General features: G+C 68.0%; 18 protein-coding genes. 4 read left to right on the top strand and 14 right to left on the bottom strand.

What is annotated here, in order from left to right:
* Positions 1-170 precede the first annotated feature (170 nt).
* The 4 genes from HWX55_RS02100 to HWX55_RS02085 are packed head-to-tail and all read right to left on the bottom strand — an operon-like array spanning position 171 to position 3,850.
* The gene (locus HWX55_RS02100; RefSeq protein ID WP_175973596.1) at positions 171-893 is read right to left on the bottom strand and encodes an SDR family oxidoreductase; all 723 of its coding nucleotides are present in this window, start codon (positions 891-893) and stop codon (positions 171-173) included.
* Entirely contained in the window at positions 871-1,992 is a 1,122-nt protein-coding gene (locus HWX55_RS02095; protein WP_175973594.1) for a 2,3-butanediol dehydrogenase, read from the bottom strand. Before HWX55_RS02095 ends, HWX55_RS02100 begins: the two co-directional genes overlap by 23 nt.
* A gap of 1 nt (position 1,993) precedes the next feature.
* The gene (locus HWX55_RS02090) at positions 1,994-3,298 is read right to left on the bottom strand and encodes an MFS transporter (protein WP_175973592.1); all 1,305 of its coding nucleotides are present in this window, start codon (positions 3,296-3,298) and stop codon (positions 1,994-1,996) included.
* 18 nt (positions 3,299-3,316) lie between these two features.
* Positions 3,317-3,850, bottom strand: a complete 534-nt coding sequence (locus tag HWX55_RS02085; protein ID WP_175973590.1) for a 2,4'-dihydroxyacetophenone dioxygenase family protein — start codon at positions 3,848-3,850, stop codon at positions 3,317-3,319.
* Between the two features lie 177 nt (positions 3,851-4,027).
* Between HWX55_RS02085 and HWX55_RS02080 the strand changes: the two genes are divergently transcribed.
* On the top strand, positions 4,028-5,008 hold the full coding sequence (locus HWX55_RS02080; protein ID WP_175973588.1) for a helix-turn-helix domain-containing protein: 981 nt from the start codon (positions 4,028-4,030) through the stop codon (positions 5,006-5,008).
* A gap of 90 nt (positions 5,009-5,098) precedes the next feature.
* Here the strand turns inward: HWX55_RS02080 and HWX55_RS02075 are convergent, their stop codons facing one another.
* From HWX55_RS02075 to HWX55_RS02055, 5 genes are all read right to left on the bottom strand, one after another.
* Positions 5,099-6,664 carry a GMC family oxidoreductase N-terminal domain-containing protein gene (locus HWX55_RS02075; RefSeq protein WP_175973586.1) on the bottom strand — a complete coding sequence of 522 codons (1,566 nt, stop codon included), beginning with the start codon at positions 6,662-6,664 and terminating at the stop codon, positions 5,099-5,101.
* A 148-nt stretch (positions 6,665-6,812) separates the two neighbouring features.
* Positions 6,813-7,781, bottom strand: coding sequence for a helix-turn-helix domain-containing protein (locus HWX55_RS02070; protein WP_175973584.1), 969 nt, complete (start codon positions 7,779-7,781; stop codon positions 6,813-6,815).
* Positions 7,782-7,984: 203 nt separating this feature from the next.
* A complete protein-coding gene (locus tag HWX55_RS02065; RefSeq protein WP_175973582.1) occupies positions 7,985-8,851 on the bottom strand; it encodes a hypothetical protein in 867 nt (288 codons plus the stop codon).
* Positions 8,852-8,948: 97 nt separating this feature from the next.
* Complete coding sequence (locus HWX55_RS02060) at positions 8,949-9,896, bottom strand: aldo/keto reductase (RefSeq protein ID WP_175973580.1); 948 nt, start codon at positions 9,894-9,896, stop codon at positions 8,949-8,951.
* Between the two features lie 349 nt (positions 9,897-10,245).
* On the bottom strand, positions 10,246-10,866 hold the full coding sequence (locus HWX55_RS02055) for a LysE/ArgO family amino acid transporter (protein ID WP_175973579.1): 621 nt from the start codon (positions 10,864-10,866) through the stop codon (positions 10,246-10,248).
* A gap of 109 nt (positions 10,867-10,975) precedes the next feature.
* Here HWX55_RS02055 and HWX55_RS02050 point away from each other — a divergent pair, with 109 nt between their 5' ends.
* Positions 10,976-11,869, top strand: coding sequence for a LysR family transcriptional regulator ArgP (locus HWX55_RS02050; protein ID WP_006480142.1), 894 nt, complete (start codon positions 10,976-10,978; stop codon positions 11,867-11,869).
* A gap of 48 nt (positions 11,870-11,917) precedes the next feature.
* Here HWX55_RS02050 and fnr read toward each other — a convergent pair whose 3' ends face one another.
* The 3 genes from fnr to HWX55_RS02035 form a co-directional block, all read right to left on the bottom strand.
* Positions 11,918-12,664: a fumarate/nitrate reduction transcriptional regulator Fnr gene (fnr, locus tag HWX55_RS02045; protein WP_069621242.1), complete on the bottom strand. Its 747-nt coding sequence runs from the start codon at positions 12,662-12,664 to the stop codon at positions 11,918-11,920.
* A 101-nt stretch (positions 12,665-12,765) separates the two neighbouring features.
* On the bottom strand, positions 12,766-13,233 hold the full coding sequence (locus tag HWX55_RS02040; RefSeq protein WP_089468845.1) for a universal stress protein: 468 nt from the start codon (positions 13,231-13,233) through the stop codon (positions 12,766-12,768).
* A 438-nt stretch (positions 13,234-13,671) separates the two neighbouring features.
* The gene (locus tag HWX55_RS02035; RefSeq protein ID WP_175973577.1) at positions 13,672-14,079 is read right to left on the bottom strand and encodes a DUF3005 domain-containing protein; all 408 of its coding nucleotides are present in this window, start codon (positions 14,077-14,079) and stop codon (positions 13,672-13,674) included.
* A gap of 278 nt (positions 14,080-14,357) precedes the next feature.
* Here HWX55_RS02035 and HWX55_RS02030 point away from each other — a divergent pair, with 278 nt between their 5' ends.
* Both HWX55_RS02030 and epsC read left to right on the top strand, forming a co-directional pair.
* Positions 14,358-14,591, top strand: coding sequence for a hypothetical protein (locus HWX55_RS02030; RefSeq protein WP_050017188.1), 234 nt, complete (start codon positions 14,358-14,360; stop codon positions 14,589-14,591).
* 138 nt (positions 14,592-14,729) lie between these two features.
* Complete coding sequence (gene epsC / locus HWX55_RS02025; protein ID WP_175973575.1) at positions 14,730-15,650, top strand: serine O-acetyltransferase EpsC; 921 nt, start codon at positions 14,730-14,732, stop codon at positions 15,648-15,650.
* Positions 15,651-15,813: 163 nt separating this feature from the next.
* Here the strand turns inward: epsC and HWX55_RS02020 are convergent, their stop codons facing one another.
* Positions 15,814-16,617 carry an SDR family oxidoreductase gene (locus HWX55_RS02020; RefSeq protein ID WP_175973573.1) on the bottom strand — a complete coding sequence of 268 codons (804 nt, stop codon included), beginning with the start codon at positions 16,615-16,617 and terminating at the stop codon, positions 15,814-15,816.
* Positions 16,617-17,252 carry a GTP cyclohydrolase I FolE gene (gene folE / locus HWX55_RS02015; protein ID WP_050017185.1) on the bottom strand — a complete coding sequence of 212 codons (636 nt, stop codon included), beginning with the start codon at positions 17,250-17,252 and terminating at the stop codon, positions 16,617-16,619. Before folE ends, HWX55_RS02020 begins: the two co-directional genes overlap by 1 nt.
* Positions 17,253-17,328: the final 76 nt, after the last annotated feature.

Raw genomic sequence — 17,328 nt, 5'->3', positions numbered from 1 at the left:
AGTGCTCCTCACATGATCCGATCGAGTCGGAATATTTTTAGTCGGACTACTGATTGATATGAAGAAACATGAACCGGGCGACCCCGGTTCAGCGACAGTCAAAGCAAGCCGTGGCGCGCAACGGGCATCGGCAGGCCTCGTCGATCCGCCGATGCACCGCGCGCCATGCGCTAGACCGTCGAATACCCGCCGTCCACCGGCACGACTGCGCCGGTGACGAACGACGCGCCGGGCGAGCACAGGAACAGGATCACTTCCGCGACTTCGTCGGCCGTGCCCCAGCGCCCGAGCGGCGTGCGCTCGAGGATGCGGCGCGACGCCTGCGTGTCGGCCATCAGAGCGCTGCTGAGCGGCGTGTCGATCCAGCCCGGTGCGACCGCGTTCACGCGGATCGCGTGATCGGCCCACGCCTGCGCGAGCGAACGCGTGAGCTGCGCGATGCCGCCCTTGCTCGCGCTGTACGCGGGCCGGTCCTTGCTGCCGAAGTACGTGTACATCGACGCGATATTGACGATGCTGCCGCCGTGCGCCGCCAGCGCGGGCCGCGCGGCGTCGGATGCCCGCATCACCGACGTCAGGTTCACGTTCAGCACGTGCTCGAACTGGTCTATCCGGTATTCGTCCGCGTGGCGGCTGATGCCGACGCCGTTGACGAGCACGTCGAGCCGCGGCAGCGCGGCGATCGTGCGCGTCAGTGCATCGCCGTCGGCCACGTCGAGTTCCACGCAACGGATGCCGGCATGCACGGGCGCATGCGGGCCAGCTGCGTCGAGCCCGAGCGCGACCACCGATGCGCCGGCCTGCGCGAACCGCAGCGCGGTGCGCGCGCCGATACCCGACGTGCCGCCCGTCACCACGACGGATTGCCCTTCAAACGTCCACTGACGATTCATGCTCGACACTCCCGATGGTGGTGGCGCGGCGGGCCGGCCGCTGCGCGGGTGAAACGAGGATCTTGATCTGCGTGCGGTCGGCGAGCAGCGCGTCGAAGCCGTCGGCGACGGCATCTTCGAGCGCGACGGTGCGCGTGACGATCGACGTGAGATCGAGCGCGCCCGACGCGACGATGCGCAACAGGTCTTCGTACGCATGCCGGTAGCCGACGCTCGCGGTGAAGGTCAGCTCGTCGTTGACCGCGCGGAACGCGTCGAATCCGGCGTGCGGCATCAGGCCGACCATCACGATGCGACCGCCCTTGCGCAATGCCCGCATCGCCGATTCGAACGTGGCCTGCAAGCCGGCCGCTTCGAAGCTCGTATCGACGCCGAGTCCGCCCGTGGCCGCGCGAATCGCGTCCTCCAGCGCGGATGCATCGAGCCCGCGCGCGTCGAACGCATGCGTCGCGCCGAAGCGCGTGGCCGCCGCGAGCCGTTCGGACGACACGTCGACGGCGACGGTCGTCGTCGCGCCCTGCAGCTTCGCGAGCATGATCAGCAGCAGGCCGATCGGCCCGAGCCCGAACACCGCGCAGGTATCGCCGAGCCGCAGTTCGCCGCGCCGCAGCGCATGCAGCGCCACGGCGGCCGGCTCCATCACCGCGGCCTGTTCGAGGCTCACGCCGTCGGGCAGGCGATGCAGCATGTAGGCCGGCACGACCGCGAAATCGGCCATCCCGCCGTCGCCCATCAGCCCGGCGAAGCCCATCGACACGCACAGGTTGTACGAGCCCGAGCGGCAGTACGCGCACTGGCTGCAGCGATACTCGGGCTCGACCGCGACGCGGTCGCCCGCGCGCAGCGCTGTCACGCCTGCGCCGACTTCGACGACGGTGCCGCAGAACTCGTGGCCGAGCGTCAGCGGCGCGGTGCGACGTGACAGCGGATGCGGCGCGTCGACCGGAATCGCGTGCGGGCCGTCCGCGTATTCGTGCAGGTCGCTGCCGCAGATGCCGCAATACGCGACCGCGATGCGCACGTCGCCGGGGCCGACGCGCGGCGTGTCGATTTCCGCGAGACGGACGTCGCGCGGGCCATGCCATTGAAGTGCGCGCATGTCAGCGTCCTCCGAGGTTCGGGGTATCGAGACGGCCGGCGGCGCCGCCTGCGAGCGCGCGCTTACGCAGCACGGCCGGTGCGGTTTCGACGAGGCCGAACGACAGCACGCACGCGAGAATCGCGCCGGCGGCCGACGTCCACATCGCGAACTGCAGGCCGTATCGGTCCGCCGCGAAGCCGGCGACGGTCGGCGCGACGAAGCCGCCGATCAGCTCGCCGGCGCCCATGATCAGCCCGAGCGCGCTCGCGATCGCGCGCGGCGGCACCGTTTCGGCCGGGATCGTCGCCATGAACAGCGTGAAGCAGCCGAGGCCCGTGTACGTGGCGAACACGAGTGCGCCGAGCGCCCACACCGAGCCGACATGGATCAGCATGAGCGGGCACGCGGCCGCGACCAGCGCGAACACGATCATCGTCGGCTTGCGGCCGATCCGGTCGGAGATCGCCGGCACCGCGAAGCCCCAGAACACCCACGCGGCGCCGAGGCAGGTCATCACGACGCCCATGTCGGACGGCGACAGGTGGCGGCTTTCGACGAGGAACACCGGCGCGAACGAGATGATCACGACGAACCACGTGAGGAAGAAGCAGCTGATCAGCACGCACAGCAGGATGTTGCGCTCCTTCAGCAGCGCCCAGCGGCTGACCTCGGCGCCGCTTCCGGCCGGTATTGCAGTGGTATCCGCCTGCGCGTGGCGCACGCCGCCGGGCGGTACTTCGCGCACCCAGCGCCAGATGCAGAACGCGATCAGGAAGCCCGGGATGCACGACACGTAGAACGCCTCGCGCCAGCCGTACGCGGTGGCGATGCCGATCACGACCGGCGGGCCGATCATCGCGCCGAGCAGGCCCGCGGCCGAGCCCTGCAGCAGGCCCATGTTCAGCCCGCGTCGGCTCGGCGTCGAACTCTCGACCATCAGCGATTGCGACAGCGGCAGCACGGGGCCTTCGGCGATGCCCATCAGCGCGCGAAACGCGATCAGGCTCGCGAAGCCGCCGACGAGGCCCGACAGCGCCGAGCACACCGAAAAGCCGAGCACGGCCGCGACCAGCAGCGGCTTGCGGGTGCCGCGCGCGTCGGACCACGCGCCGGTGGCGGCGCCCGACAGCGCCCACGTAAGCGCGAGCGCGGACGACACCATGCCGAGCTGCGTGTTCGTCAGGTGCAGCTCGGCCGACATGAACGGAAACAGGAACGACAGCGCGAGGCGGTCGAAGAACACGAAGCCGAACGTCATGAACAGGATCAGCAGCAGCCTGTTCTCGTACGTCCAGGCGGGTCTGGAAGAGGAAGGGGACGTCATCGTGAGCCTCGCCGCGCGTCAGCGGAACAGCTTCTCGATCGCTTGCGCGCCGAGGCCGACCTTCTCGTAATGCGCCCGGCACATCGCGATGTACGAATGCACGTCGAAGTAGCCGTCGGGATTGCCTTCGTCGTCGAGCCAGATCAGCGGGCCCGTGACGATGAAGAACGCGCGCATCGGCTCGGGGTGATCGAACGCGACGAGCGTGTGGCCTTCGCCCGGCGTCTCGTACACGAAATCGCCGCGCGTCGCGGTCCATTCGTGCTCCAGGTAACCCCATTTCCCCGACAGCGTGTACGCGAATACTTCGTGCGGGTGATAGTGCCGGTTCACGAGCCCGGCTTCCTTCGCCATCAGGATGTCGCACCATTTGTTCTGCGACGGCGAGATCCACAGCGGCCGAGACGAAACCGTTTCGGTGAACGGAACGTAATAGCGCTCGTCGTCGGTGGCCGCGTTCGGGATGTAGGCTTCGGGCAGCGCATCGGGCTTGAACGGATTGGCAATCGCCGGGATGTTTTGCCAGAATTCGGATACGGCTTTGTCGACCACAGTGTGTCTCCTTGTATGGGTTGTCGTGGGCTCGACTTTAGCCAGCCGGTGCGCGCCGCTCTTGACTGGGCTGGACGAATTGCTTGACCGCGCCGGACATTGCAGCGCACCAAAAATCCAGACGAACCATTCCCCAATCCGTGCCGCTCCGCACGACAGGCGCCCGCAGGAGGCGACGTGACGAATTCGACCGTTCTTTCATGCACGCGAGGCTCGACGGCCGACGTGCCGGCGCGCGACAGGATGGCGTACTGGGATGCGTTCAACGCGGCGACGCTGGTCGGCCTGCGCTGCTCGTCGCTGTCGCCGGCGGGGCTCGAAGCCGAGAAGACCGACATCGCGCTGCCGGGCCTCGGCATCGCCGACATCAGCGGGCAGGATCACGTGATCGAGCGCAGTCCCGCGCTGGTGCGCCAGTTGCCGAAGGAGTCGCTGTTCGCGTGCCAGATCGTGAGCGGGCGCGCCTATTTCATCCAGCACGACCGGTGTCTGCTCGCGGAAGCCGGCGATGTGGTCGTCTACGACACGCGCGTGCCCTATCTGTTCGGATTCCTGACGCCGATGCGGCAGCTGCTGATCGATATCCCGATCACGACGTTCGACGATCGCCTCGATGCGGCGCTGGCCGCATTGCCGCTGCGGATCGCGCCGAAGCCGGGCGCGGGCGCGATGCTCGGCGCGACGTTGCGCGCGAGCGTCGAGCGGTTCATGAAGGCGCCGGTCGAGCGCGATGCCGCGCGGTTCGTCGAGCACACGCGCACGCTGATCGCGGAACTCATCGACACGGAAGTGAACGGCGCGGGCGCATCGCGCGCGTCGCTGTCGTATCTGCTGACCGCGAAACAGTACATCGCGACGCATCTCGGCGAGCCGGAGCTCGGGCCGCAAGCCGTCGCCGATGCGGTCGGCCTGTCGCTGCGGCATCTGGGCCGCCTGTTCGCGGCCGAAGGCGAGTCGATCACGCAGCACATCTGGTCGGAACGGCTGTCGCACGCGCACCGCGAGCTGACCGATGCACGGCTGCGCAAGACGAGCATCGGCGAGATAGCGTTTCGCTGGGGATTTTCGAGCCAGGCGCACTTCAGCCGCGCGATCCGCGACCGTTACGGCGCGTCGCCGATGGCGCTGCGCGATGCGGCGCGTGACGCCGGGGGTTGATGCGGGCTTTTCGATGATTCGGTGGCGGCGGCGGCGCGTGCATCACGCGCCGCTTTCATTTTCGGCACGATGCGGCGCACGCACACCGCGTCACTCTGCCAGCATGAACGCCGCGCAGCGCTCCGCGATCATGATCGTCGGCGCGTTCGTGTTGCCGGACACGATACGCGGCATCACCGACGCATCGCAGATCCGCAATCCGTCGACACCCTGCACCGCGAGACGCGGCGTGACGACCGCGTGCGCGTCGCTGCCCATGCGGCACGTACCGGCCGGGTGATAGACGGTTTTCGCGCGACGCCGCACGTAGTCGGCGAGCGCGGCATCGGTCAGCGTCTCGGCTTCGCGAACGATGCGGGCGAGCGACGGCGCGCGCAGGATCCGCCGCGCGAGCGCGACGCCGCGCACGAGGCCGTCGACGTCGGCCGGATCGGACAGCGCGCCGCTGTCGAAGCGGATCGGCGCGGCCGGATCGTTGCCGCGCAGTTGCACGGAGCCGCGCGAGCGGGGCCGGAGCAGGCACGGGTTGATCGACAGCCCGTGGCCGGGCAGCGGTTCGCGATCGACGTCGCCGACCAGCGTCGGCAGCACGTGGAACTGGATGTCCGGGCGGCCGCTGCCCGTCGTGTCGACGAACGCGCCCGATTCGACGACGTTCGACGTCAGCAGGCCCGAGCGGCACAGCATCCATTGCAGCCCGTGCCGCAACGCGTTCCACCCGCGATCCTCGCCCAGCAGGCTGATCGGCGCGTCGCTGTAGCCGTAGATCGATACTTCGAGATGGTCCTGGTAATTCGCGCCGACTTCCGGGCTGTCGTGCAGCACGTCGATGCCGTGCGCGTGCAGGTGCGCGCCGGGGCCGATGCCCGACAGCATCAGCAGCTTCGGCGTGCTCAGCGCGCCGGCCGCGAGCACGACGTCGGCGCGTGCGGCGGCCGATCCCGCCGAGCCGCTCGCGGTGCGCCATTCGACGCCGCTCGCGCGACGGCCGTCGAAGCGGATGCGCGTCACGCGGCAGCCGGTCAGCACGCGCAGGTTCGGATCGGTGATCGCGTCGGCCAGGTAGGTGGCCGCGGTGCTGCCGCGCTGCCCGTCGAAGATCGTCGTGTGATAGAAGCCGACGCCATGCTGCGCGGCGCCGTTGAAGTCGTCGTTGTACGCGATGCCGGCTTCCTGCGCGGCCTTCACGAACGCGAGACTCAGCGGATGCCGGAAGCGCGTGTCGCCGACCTTCAACGGCCCGTCGGTGCCGTGGTACGGCTCCGAGAGCCGCAGATGTGATTCGGCGCGCTTGAACACGGGCAGCACGTCGTCCCAGCCCCAGCCGGTGCAGCCGAGCGCGGCCCAGTCGTCGTAGTCGTCGCGCGTGCCGCGCACGTACAGCATCGCGTTGACCGAGCTGCCGCCGCCGAGCGTGCGGCCTTGCGGCACGTAGGTCCTGCGTCCCGCCGCGCCGGGCTGCGGCTCGCTTTCGAACGTCACCGTGCGCTGCGTGCCGAGCACGCGGATGAACGTCGCCGGAATCCGGATGAACAGGCTGTCGTCCTTCGGGCCGTCTTCGAGCAGCAGCACGCGCCGGCCGGCCTTCACCAGCCGGTGCGCAACCGCGCAGCCGGCCGAACCGCCGCCGACGACGATGTGGTCGTACGTCTCCATCCCGCTTGTTCTCCTCGCTGTCGGGCGGCGGAACGGATGCCGCCGCGCACGAAGCCAGCTTAGCGAGCGGATTGAGGCCCCATTTGACCGGGGCGGACGCCGTGCTTGCCTCGGCGGGACATCGCAGGAAGGGGCAGCGGCGTGCGGTCTAGCGCGCGTCGGCCGGCGCGCGCGTGTCGCTCGGCGTCTCGCCGAACCGTGCGCGATAGCTGCGGCTGAAGTGCGCGCTGTTGTTGAAGCCCCAGCGGAACGCGATCTCGCTGACCGTCAGATGCTTCAGCGACCGGTCGCGCAGGTCGGCGCGACAGCGTTCGAGCCGCCGCGCGAGGATGTAGCGCGTGAGCGGCATCCCCTCGATCTCGAACACGCGCGCGAGCTGGCGCGGCGACAGGTTGATCGCACGGCTGACCGATCGGCTGTCGAGGTCGTCGTCGGCAAGATGGCTGTCGATGAACGCCTTCGCGCGCGACAGCGTGTGGACCGTCGACTTCGTCGGCGACGTGTCGCCATCGTGCAGCCGCAGCATCGACTGCACGAGCTCGAGGATCGCGGCGGCACGCCGTTCGCGCGCGTCGGGCGTCGGCTCGGGCGGCGCGGCGAGCAGCGCAACCACCTGCCGCACGGCCCACGACGCGACGCCGTCGCCGCGGTCGATCTTGACGAGGCTGCGGTAGCGCCACGGGCCGACGCGCGCCTCGAACACGTCGCGCGGCACGTCGAGCACGGTCATCGCCATGTCGGCGGGAAAGCCGTGACCGTACGGCATCGACGTGTCGTACAGCACAAGGTCGCCGGGCCCGTGCTGCATGCAGTCGACGTCCTGGAACGTATAGCCGTGCCCTTCACGCATCACGCAGATGAACACGGCGTCGCGCTGGTCCGCGTGGATGTTGTGCGGCGTGCGCACGACCGCGTGCCGGTTCGCGACGATGTCGCACGCGCGGAACAGCCCGAGATCGCGTTTGCGCAGCGACGCATCGATCCCTTCGGACGACCTTCCGCTGCATTCGATCCGCACGAGCGTGCGCGCGACGTGGTCGACCCAGAAGTCGACGCGCTCGGCGCCGCATACGGCGCGCGTCGAGATCGTGGCGATCTCCGTGCTGGTGTCCGGCATGACGTTCTCCCGATGACGGCCCGAGCGGGGCAGTCTCGGGCACGCCGAACGCCGCGGTCAATCCGTGAAAGACCCGGGGCACGGGCGCGAGGCGCTTGCAGCGGGGCGCGGCGGGCGATTGCGCGGTCGATGTCCGTCCGGGTCAACGAAAGCGGCCGGGCGAGTCAAGACATGCGTGCGGCTTTGGGGTAAGCGTGGCCGGCCTACTTCGACTTCGATGAAGACGACGGCAGCCCGAGCGACACGTTCTCCTGGTAGCCCATTTTGCCGTCGCGGAACTCGACGCTCACGTAACGGGCCCGCCGCGCGTCGGCGACATTCGCGTAGATCGAGGTCATCACCATCCCCGCATCGCAGTCGAGCGCGATCGTGCGATCGACGCGGCCCGTCGCGATGTTCACGGCCCGCAGCGACTGCATCGCGATGCCGCACTTGTCGGACAGCGCGTAGACGCCGACCAGCATGTGCGTTTTGGTGCGATACCACATCGGGATATCGACGCTGCCGTCGAGCTGCAGGTGTTCGCCTTCGGTATCGTTCAGCCGGCCGACTTCGTTCAGCGTGATCGGCAGCGTGTTGCGGCCGTCGTCCCACGTGCCGGTTGCCGTTTTCCCGGCGACGACGAGCGCGATCGGGCAGGGCTTCGGCCGTGATGGCGACGCGGCCGGCACGACCAGCGAGTCGGCGTTCGACGCGGGCGACGACGCTTCGCACAGCGTCAGGCGGCCGTCGGGCTCGCGGTGGCCGCGCAACGGGATCGGCTTGCGATGCGCGTCGTAGTAGTAGCTGCCGTCGACGCGCCAGCGGCCCGCGTCGTTGTGGTTGATCGCATCGTAGGTCTGCACCGACACGTGCACCGGCGCAGTGCCGATCGTGCCGGTGTAGTTCGCGATTTCGTACCAACCCGCGAAGGACGCGGCCGGTGCGCAGGCGAGCAACGCGGCAATCGTTGCGGCGACCGGACGGCCATGACGGACGTAACGGGAACGGCGGGCAAGGTGGTTCATCGGCGGTTTTTTATGTGTGGTTTTGATTCGGCGCGAAGAAGCCCGGTCGAGCCCCGCGGCCATCGGATGCTCGCCATTGTATCCATCCGTCCTGCATGACTCTCAGGCAAGCCGCGGAACCGCCTGCCCGTACGGTTCCATCGGCCTGCCGCCGGTGGCTTCAGGGCGCGCTGGCTGCGTCGATCTGGCGAATGTCGTCCTCATCGAGCGTGACGCGGATCGCTTCGCCGAGCAGCGCGAGTTGCTCGAGCGACGTCGCGCTCGCGATCGGCGCGGTGATCGTCGGCCGCGCGATCTGCCATGCGAGCGCGATCGCGGCCGGCTGCGTGCCGTGCTTCGCCGATACGGCGTCGAGCGCGGCGAGGATGCGCAGGCCGCGTTCGTTCAGATAGCCGGCGACGCGATCGCCGCGCACGCTCTTCTTCAGGTCGGCCTCGCTGCGGTACTTGCCCGACAGGAACCCGCTCGCGAGCGCGTAGTAGTTGACGACGCCGAGCTTCAGGTCGCGCACGACCGGCTCGAGATCGCGTTCGTAGTCGGCGCGGTTGAGCAGGTTGTATTCGGGCTGGATGACCTGGTACGCGGGCAGTCCGTCGCGGGCACTGATGGCGGCGGCTTCGCGCAGGCGTGCGCCGCTGTAGTTCGACGCGCCGATGATGCGCACCTTGCCCGCGTCGATCAGCGTTTGATACGCGCCGAGCGTTTCTTCGAGCGGGGCCGTGTCGGCCAGATCGCGGTGCGAGAAATACAGGTCGATGTAGTCGGTCTGCAGGCGGCGCAGCGAATCGTCGGCGGCCTTCAGGATGTTGTCTTTCGACAGCCCCGCGCGCGTGCCGAGCATGCCGACCTTGGTCGCGATCACGACCTGCTCGCGCTTGCCGGAGCGCTTCAGCCACTTGCCGATGATCGTTTCCGATTCGCCGCCGTGATTGCCGGGCGCCCAGACCGAATAGACGTCGGCCGTGTCGATGAAGTTGATGCCGGTGTCGGCGAGTGCGTCGAGCAATGCGAACGATGCGTTCTCGTCGACGGTCCAGCCGAAGACGTTGCCGCCGAACGCGAGCGGCGAAACCTGGATGCTGGATGTACCGAGGGTGCGATGTGCCATGTTCCTCTCCGATAACTAGCAGATAACGGGATTGAACTGCGGGATGGGTCGAGGCGATCGCGGCGGGACGGCAGGATGCGCGGTGCGGTTCCGCCGTGGTCGCGGGACACCGGACATTCTCGCCGATCGTTTCGATTCGTGCATGCGCGGTAACGGCGCGATGGTGGACGGCTTGCGGCAGATGACGGAGACCGTGTCCGCTGCATGCGTATTCCGTGCGGCTGCGTTCGATCGGGAGCGAATTTTTGCGGCGACGTGCGCGACGGGGATCACGCAGGTTGCGCTGGCATGGTGCCCACGCGGAGGGAAAGCCGGGCGGCAGGCGGCCGCCCGTGTGCGGACGGTTCGGTCAGCGCAACTGCACCGCCGCGAGGAACAGCACCATGCTGCCGATCGCGCCATCCAGCACGCGCCACGCGACCGCCTTGCGGAACCACGGCGCCAGCAATCGCGCGCCATAGCCGAGCCCGAGGAACCACACGACGCTGACCGTCATCGCGCCGATCGCGAACGCGAGCCGCGCACCTTCCGGCTCGCGCGCGCCGGCCGTGCCGATCAGCAGGAACGTGTCGAGATACACGTGCGGGTTGAGCCACGTGAACGCGAGCGTCATCAGCACGATCGCGAGCGCGCCCTGCGGCGGTGGCGCGACCGCGTCGCCGCGCACGTCGAGCGTGTCGTGGCCCGGCTTGAACGCACGGCGCAGCGCGTTGACGCCGAACCACGCGAGATACGCGAGGCCGACGTACAGCACCGCGTGGACAAAGGTCGGATAGCGCTCGACGAGCACCGAAGCGCCGCCGACGCCCGCGCCGATCAGGATCATGTCGGACACCGCGCACAGCAGCACGATCTTGCCGACGTGCGAGCGCATGATGCCCTGGCGCAGCACGAACGCGTTCTGCGCGCCGATGGTGACGATGAGCGACGCGCACAGTGCGGCGCCGTGGGAAAAAGCAAGCCAGTTCATGAGGGGGACAGCCGTGGAAGCAGTAGACGAATGAATCGGGTAGCGCTAGTCTGCGGTCAGCACGGGAATAAGAGAAGCTAAATCACCTAATGCGGATTAAGGAAATCTAATGCTCGACTACGCGTTGCTCGATGCCCTCGCGGCCGTGATCCGGCACGGTTCGTTCGAGCGGGCGGCCAAGGAGCTGAACGTCACGCCGTCGGCGGTGTCGCAGCGCGTGAAGCTGCTGGAGGAACGGGTCGGCAGCGTGCTCGTCAAGCGCGGGCAGCCGTGTGTCGCGACCACGTCGGGCGCGCTGCTGTGCCGGCATACCGAACGCGTGCAGCTGCTGGAAGCCGAACTGGGCGGCCGGATGCCCGCATTGCCGGGCCAGATCGCGAGCGCGTGGCCGACGTTGCGCGTGGCGGTCAACGACGACAGCGTCGCGACGTGGTTCATCGACGCGGTCGGGCCGTTCTGCACCGAGCGCGAGACGCTGCTCGATCTCGTGATCGACGATCAGGATTACACGGCCTCGCGCATCCGCGACGGCAGCGTGCAGGGCGCGGTGACCGCGCAGGCCGAGCCGATCCAGGGATGCCGGTCGGAACGGCTCGGGCGGATCCGCTATCGCGCGGTGTGCTCGCCGGCGTTTTATGCACGCTATTTCGACGCGGGGATCACACGCGATGCGCTACGCCGCGCGCCGTGCGTGATGTTCAATCCGAAGGACGGGTTGCAGGCGCGTTTCATCCGGCGCGTGACGCGCGCGGATCTCGATCCGCCGCAGCACTGGATACCGCACGTCGCAGGCTATCTGCGCGCATGCGAAACGGGATTGGGATGGGGGATGTGCCCGGACCGGATGGTCGACCGCCAGCTGGCGGCGGGTGAATTGATCGACATGTCGCGCGGACGAACCATCGATATCGATCTGTACTGGCAGAGCTGGCGTTTGTCGATCGGCTGGCTCGACGATTTCAGCGCGGCGCTGAAGGCGCGCGCCGCGCTGTTTCTCGATTGACCGGCGACGTGATGCAGGCGGCGCGCGCGAGGTGCGCGCCGTGCGGCGTCAGACGTGCTGCAGGCCGTCGAAGTCGACGATCTGCACGTGGCGGCCCTGCATTTCGATCAGGCCGCGCTTCTGGAATTTCGACAGCGTGCGGCTGACCGTTTCGAGCGTCATGCCGAGATAGCTGCCGATATCCTCGCGCGTCATTCGCAGGTTGAATTCCGACGGCGAGTAGCCGCGCTTCAGGTAGCGCGACGACACGTCGAGCAGGAAAGCGGCGACGCGCTCTTCGGCATTCAGCGAGCCGAGCAGCATCGTTTGCGACGTTTCGCGCACGATCTGTTCGCTCATCAGCTTGTGCATGCGCAATTGCATCGAGCCGGCTTCCGAGCACAGCGCCTTGAGCGCGCTGTACGGGATCACGCAGACCGAGCTGTCTTCCAGCGCGACCGCGGTGCGCGGGTGCGTATCGTCGCAGATGCCGTCGAGGCCGAGCGCTTCGCCGGCGAGATGCAGGCCCGTGACCTGTTCGCGGCCGTCATGGCGCGTCGCGACGGTTTTCAGCGAACCCGAGCGCACCGCGTACAGGTTGTCGAATGCGTCGCCTTCGCGGAACAGCGCTTCGCCGCGCTTGACCGGGCGCGCCGCGCAGATGACCGACTCGAGGCGGCTGAGCGCTTCGGGCGCCAGGCCCTGCGGCATGCACAGGTGCCGCATCGCGCACGACGAGCAGTGTGCGGCCTGACGGGGAGCCCAGCTACCGGTATGGGGCACGGCGGCGGGGCGGGTGGCGACGGGCGTCAGCATGATCGTTTACTCCGGCATTGGATCGACGAAATCATTGTCCCACCGCAAGTTGCCGCTGTCGGGTGACAAAACGTCGCGACCGGCCGCGTGCCGAACGCCGCTCAGGCAGCCGGCTCGTCCGCGTTGGCGGCCGCCGGGATCAGCAGCACCGGCAGCGTCGCGTGACGCACGCATTGTTCGGCGATGCTGCCGAGCACGAGGCGGCGGAAGCCGCGGCGGCCGTGCGTGCCGAGCACGAGCAAATCGGCGCCGAACGCTTTCGCGCCGTCGAGGATCAGCGACGATACGTCGTTGATCGACGTCGCTTCGTTCAGCCGCGTTTCGCCTTTCACGCCGGCGGCCTGCATCAGCTTCGCGAAATCCTGCGCGAGCGCGTTGCCCTGCGCGACGAGCTGATCGCGCAGCACGGACGGATCGTAGCCGGGCACGTTGTAGTAGATCGCGGCGTTCTCGACGACGTAGAACGGCTGCAGCTCCGCGCCGTGCGCTTTCGCGAGCGCCAGCGCGGCATCGAACGCATGGCGGGACGTGTCGCTGCCGTCGACGGCAACCAGAATACGCTTGTACATAGTGTCTCCGAGTGGCGGGTTGAAACGAAGTCGGCCGGATGGCCGAGCGGGCCGGGCAATGCGCAATGCTGCGAGGCAGGGTAAACCAACGGCCGCGATCGTGCAGCGAGGTGCGCGACGGGTTCGGCCGCAGCGTCGGCGAAAACGCATGCGCGCGCATCGACCCGGCCCGCAACCATGCCGATGCGCCGTACGTCTTGCCATTCAATCGCAATCGCGCCGTGACGCCATGACTTCGGTCAATGCATGTGCGTCGATGCGATGCGCGGCATGCATGATTGCGAATCCCGATACCAATACGCGGAATCGTTCACTGCTGCATCGTGCGAACGAGTCCCGGCCCGCAGTCCGGTCGCGCGCGCGAATGCGCCGCCATCGATCACCGTCATCGACCGATCGCGATTCCCAATCGAACGATCGATTCAAACGCCGCGCCGGCTATCCCGGCACGACGGTCAACTCGATCACGCGCTCCGGCCGGCGGCCGTGGCCGGGCCAATACGCGCTGCCGTACATCCGATGAACGGGACCGAACGGCGTGTCGCCTGCAGACGGCGCGTCGAAGCCTTTCTCGATCACCCTGTAGCCGGCGCGCAGCGCGAACGCCGGATGGTTGCCGTCGGGGCGGCTGTCGAATCCGGCCAAACCGTCGCCGGCTTCCGGCATCGCATTGACGAGCGACGCGTTGCTGCGCGTGATCTGGTCGGGCGAGATCGGCCCGGCGCCGGCGAGCCGCGACGCTTCGCGGTGCTTGCCGTCGGCATCGACCGTGCTGTCGTGCGTGTCGTCGTTGTCGAGTTCGATGCTGCGCGGATGCGCACCCGGTGTTTGAGCGGACGATTCCATCGCGGCTCTCCTGGCGGCGACACGCTCCGGATCGAAGCAAATCCCGTTCCGGGCACGACGGGAAAAGGCGCGCGGGCGATCGCCGCGGTCGCGCGACGCGCACTGATTTGTCATGATTTATTTCAGCTAGAAGACGCGTTTTCTACAGAGTATGATTCTTTTCCTGCGAAGCGGCGACAGGGGATGAAGTCTCGCCGCCTCTGCCCGCGCCGGGGCGCCGCAGCACCCTTAAAGACGGGTAGCGAACAACAAAGCAAGGGACTAGAGGTGGCGGACTCATGCAAGCGACTACTGCCTTCACGCATCGCGGTTATCTGTTGAATTGCGCGCCCGCACGCGCCAGTGACGGTTCGTTCAAGCCCTACGTCGTGATCTCCCGATCGAGCGACGGGGAACTCGTGGCGAACCGGTTTTTTCCGATCGAGCTCCAGTTCAACGACGAAGGCGACGCGATCGCGCACGCGCGCGACTGGGCCGTGCGCTGGATCGACGCGAGCAGCATCGCGATGTGACGCCGTCGCCCGCGAGCAGCGTCGGCCGTCCGGCCGATCCCCGGGGGTGCCGCTCCCGGACAAAAAACGCGGTAATCTTGCGGAACCCGTCACTTTATTAGCGGCCGCGCAACCGCGCTCGGCTGTCTGCATTGGCCTATGTCGACATCACCCGCCCGTCAGTGGGGCCTCGAAGAAATCGTCGCCGGCTTGCGCGAGTCGCGCGAGGAACTCCATCGCACGCGCCATCCGCGCGGCATCCGCGAGCTGCCGTCGCGCGACGCAATCTGCAAGATTGTGACCGGCCTGCGCGCGTCGATGTTTCCGACGCACTACGGCGCGCCCGACCTGACCGACGAAAGCGTCGACTACTACGTCGGCCACACGCTCGAAAGCACGCTGCGCGTCTTGTCCGAGCAGATTCGCCGTGCGCTGCCGTTCCTGCCCGAGCATGTCGATACGCCGTTCGCCGAGCTCGACGAACGCGCGTTCGAGATCGCGCGCGAATTCGGCCGGCAGTTGCCCGCGATCCGCGCGCTGCTCGTCAGCGACATCCAGGCCGCGTACGCGGGCGATCCGGCTGCGCAGCACATCACCGAGATCCTGCTGTGCTACCCCGGCGTATTCGCGATGATGCACCATCGGCTCGCGCACGCGCTGCACCAGCTTGGCGTGCCGTTGCTCGCGCGGTTCATCAATGAAATCGCGCACTCGGCCACCGGTATCGACATTCATCCGGGCGCGCAGATCGGCCCGAGCTTCTTCATCGACCACGGCACCGGTGTCGTGATCGGCGAAACCGCGATCATCGGCGAACGCGTGCGCGTGTACCAGGCCGTCACGCTCGGCGCGAAGAGTTTCCCGGCGGATGGCGAAGGCGCGCTGGTGAAGGGCAATGCGCGGCACCCGATCGTCGAGGACGACGTGGTGATCTACGCGGGCGCGACGATTCTCGGCCGCGTGACGATCGGGCGCGGCTCGGTGATCGGCGGCAACGTGTGGCTCACGCACAGCGTGCCGCCCGGCACGAGCGTCGCGCAAGGCAAGATTCGCGAGGGCGGGAGCGCGGAGAAGCCGTAACGGGGCGGCGGGCGAATGCGCGGGGGGGCTGCACAACGCGGCGCATGACGCGCAATGGATCGGCGGTTAGCCCGCCGTCGGGCGTTATCGGGCGTGAGCGGCGCGAAGCCTGTTCGACCCGGCGCACGAAGGCGGCGCGCAGCCGCCTTCGTTCATCGAAGCCTCAGTGCTTGCCGTCCGGCGAGCGGTGCTTGTACAGCACGTCCTGATCGACGCGGATCAGGTTCTGGCCCGCATCGACGACGAAATCGACGCCGTTGTACGCGTTGCCCGTCAGCAGCAGGATCGCGCTCGCGACGTCGTCGGGGCCCGCGATGCGCGCGAGCGGCGTCGATGCGCGGCTCGCGTGTTCGAAGTCGGCCTGCGTCTGGTCGTCGCTCGGCAGCATCAGCCCCGGGAACACCGCGTTCACGCGCAGCACCGGCGCGGACGACAGCGCGAGCATCTGCGTGAGGTTGCCGAGCGCGGCCTTCGCGACCGTGTAGCTGAAATGGTCGCGGTGAAAGTTTTCCTTGATCTTCTGGTCGACCACGTTCACGACGACGCCCTGCGTGCCGGCCGCGCGGGCCCGTTCGTAGAACGCGCGTGTGAGCAGGATCGGCGCGCGGCAGTTGACGGCCCACGCGTGGTCGAACGCCGCGAGATCGAAGCTCGGGAAATGATCCTGCCAGAACACCGACGCGTTGTTGACCAGCACGTCGAGGCGCCCGAAGCGCGCATACACCTGGTCGATCAGCGCGGTGATCTGCGCGGCATCGGACAGGTCGGCCTGCAGCGCGACCGAATCGTACCCGCGTTCGGTGATCGTTCGGGCGGCGGCGTGCGCGGCATCGGCCGAACGGTCGTAGTGCACCGCGGTGCGATAGCCGTGCGCGGCGAAATACTCGGCGAACGCGCGCCCGGCCCGGCGCGCGGCGCCGGTCACGAGCACGACGGGCGCGGGTGCCGTTTGCTTCGTCTGCTCCATCAGGTATTCGTCAGGTTGACCGAGGAAGGATTCGCGACGATCGACAGGAATTCGCGACGCGTCGACGGATCGGTGCGGAACGTACCGAGCATGCGCGACGTGACCATCTCGACGCCCGGCTTGTGCACGCCGCGCGTCGAGATGCATTGGTGCGCGGCTTCGAGGATCACGCCGACGCCCTTCGGCTGCAACACGTCGAACAGCGTGTCGGCGATCTGCACGGTCATCTTTTCCTGGATCTGCAGGCGCTTCGCGAATGCGTCGACGAGGCGCGCGAGCTTCGAAATGCCGACGACCCGATGGTTCGGCAGATACGCGACGTGCGCGCGGCCGATGATCGGCACCATGTGGTGCTCGCAGTAGCTCTCGAAGCGGATGTCCTTCAGCACGATCATTTCGTCGTAGCCGTCGACCTCGCTGAACGTGCGCGCGAGGATGTCGCGCGGCTCCAGCGCATAGCCGGCGAAGAACTGCTCGTAGGCGCGCACGACGCGTGCGGGCGTGTCGAGCAAGCCTTCGCGCGCGGGATCGTCGCCGGCCCAGCGCAACAGCACGCGGACGGCGTCTTCTGCTTCTTCACGGCTCGGCCGCGAGGCGACCGGCTCAGGCTGTGTGGTTTTCTTTCCCTTACCCATGTAGTGGCTCCATCGAAGGCCGCCTGCGGCGGCCGATATCCGACCATTGTTTCATGCTTTCGCCGGTCGTGTGTGC

Origin of the sequence: Burkholderia sp. BCC1047, assembly GCF_902833155.1 — a bacterium.
Lineage (GTDB): Bacteria > Pseudomonadota > Gammaproteobacteria > Burkholderiales > Burkholderiaceae > Burkholderia > Burkholderia sola.
This window is presented reverse-complemented; position numbering and strand designations above follow the sequence as displayed.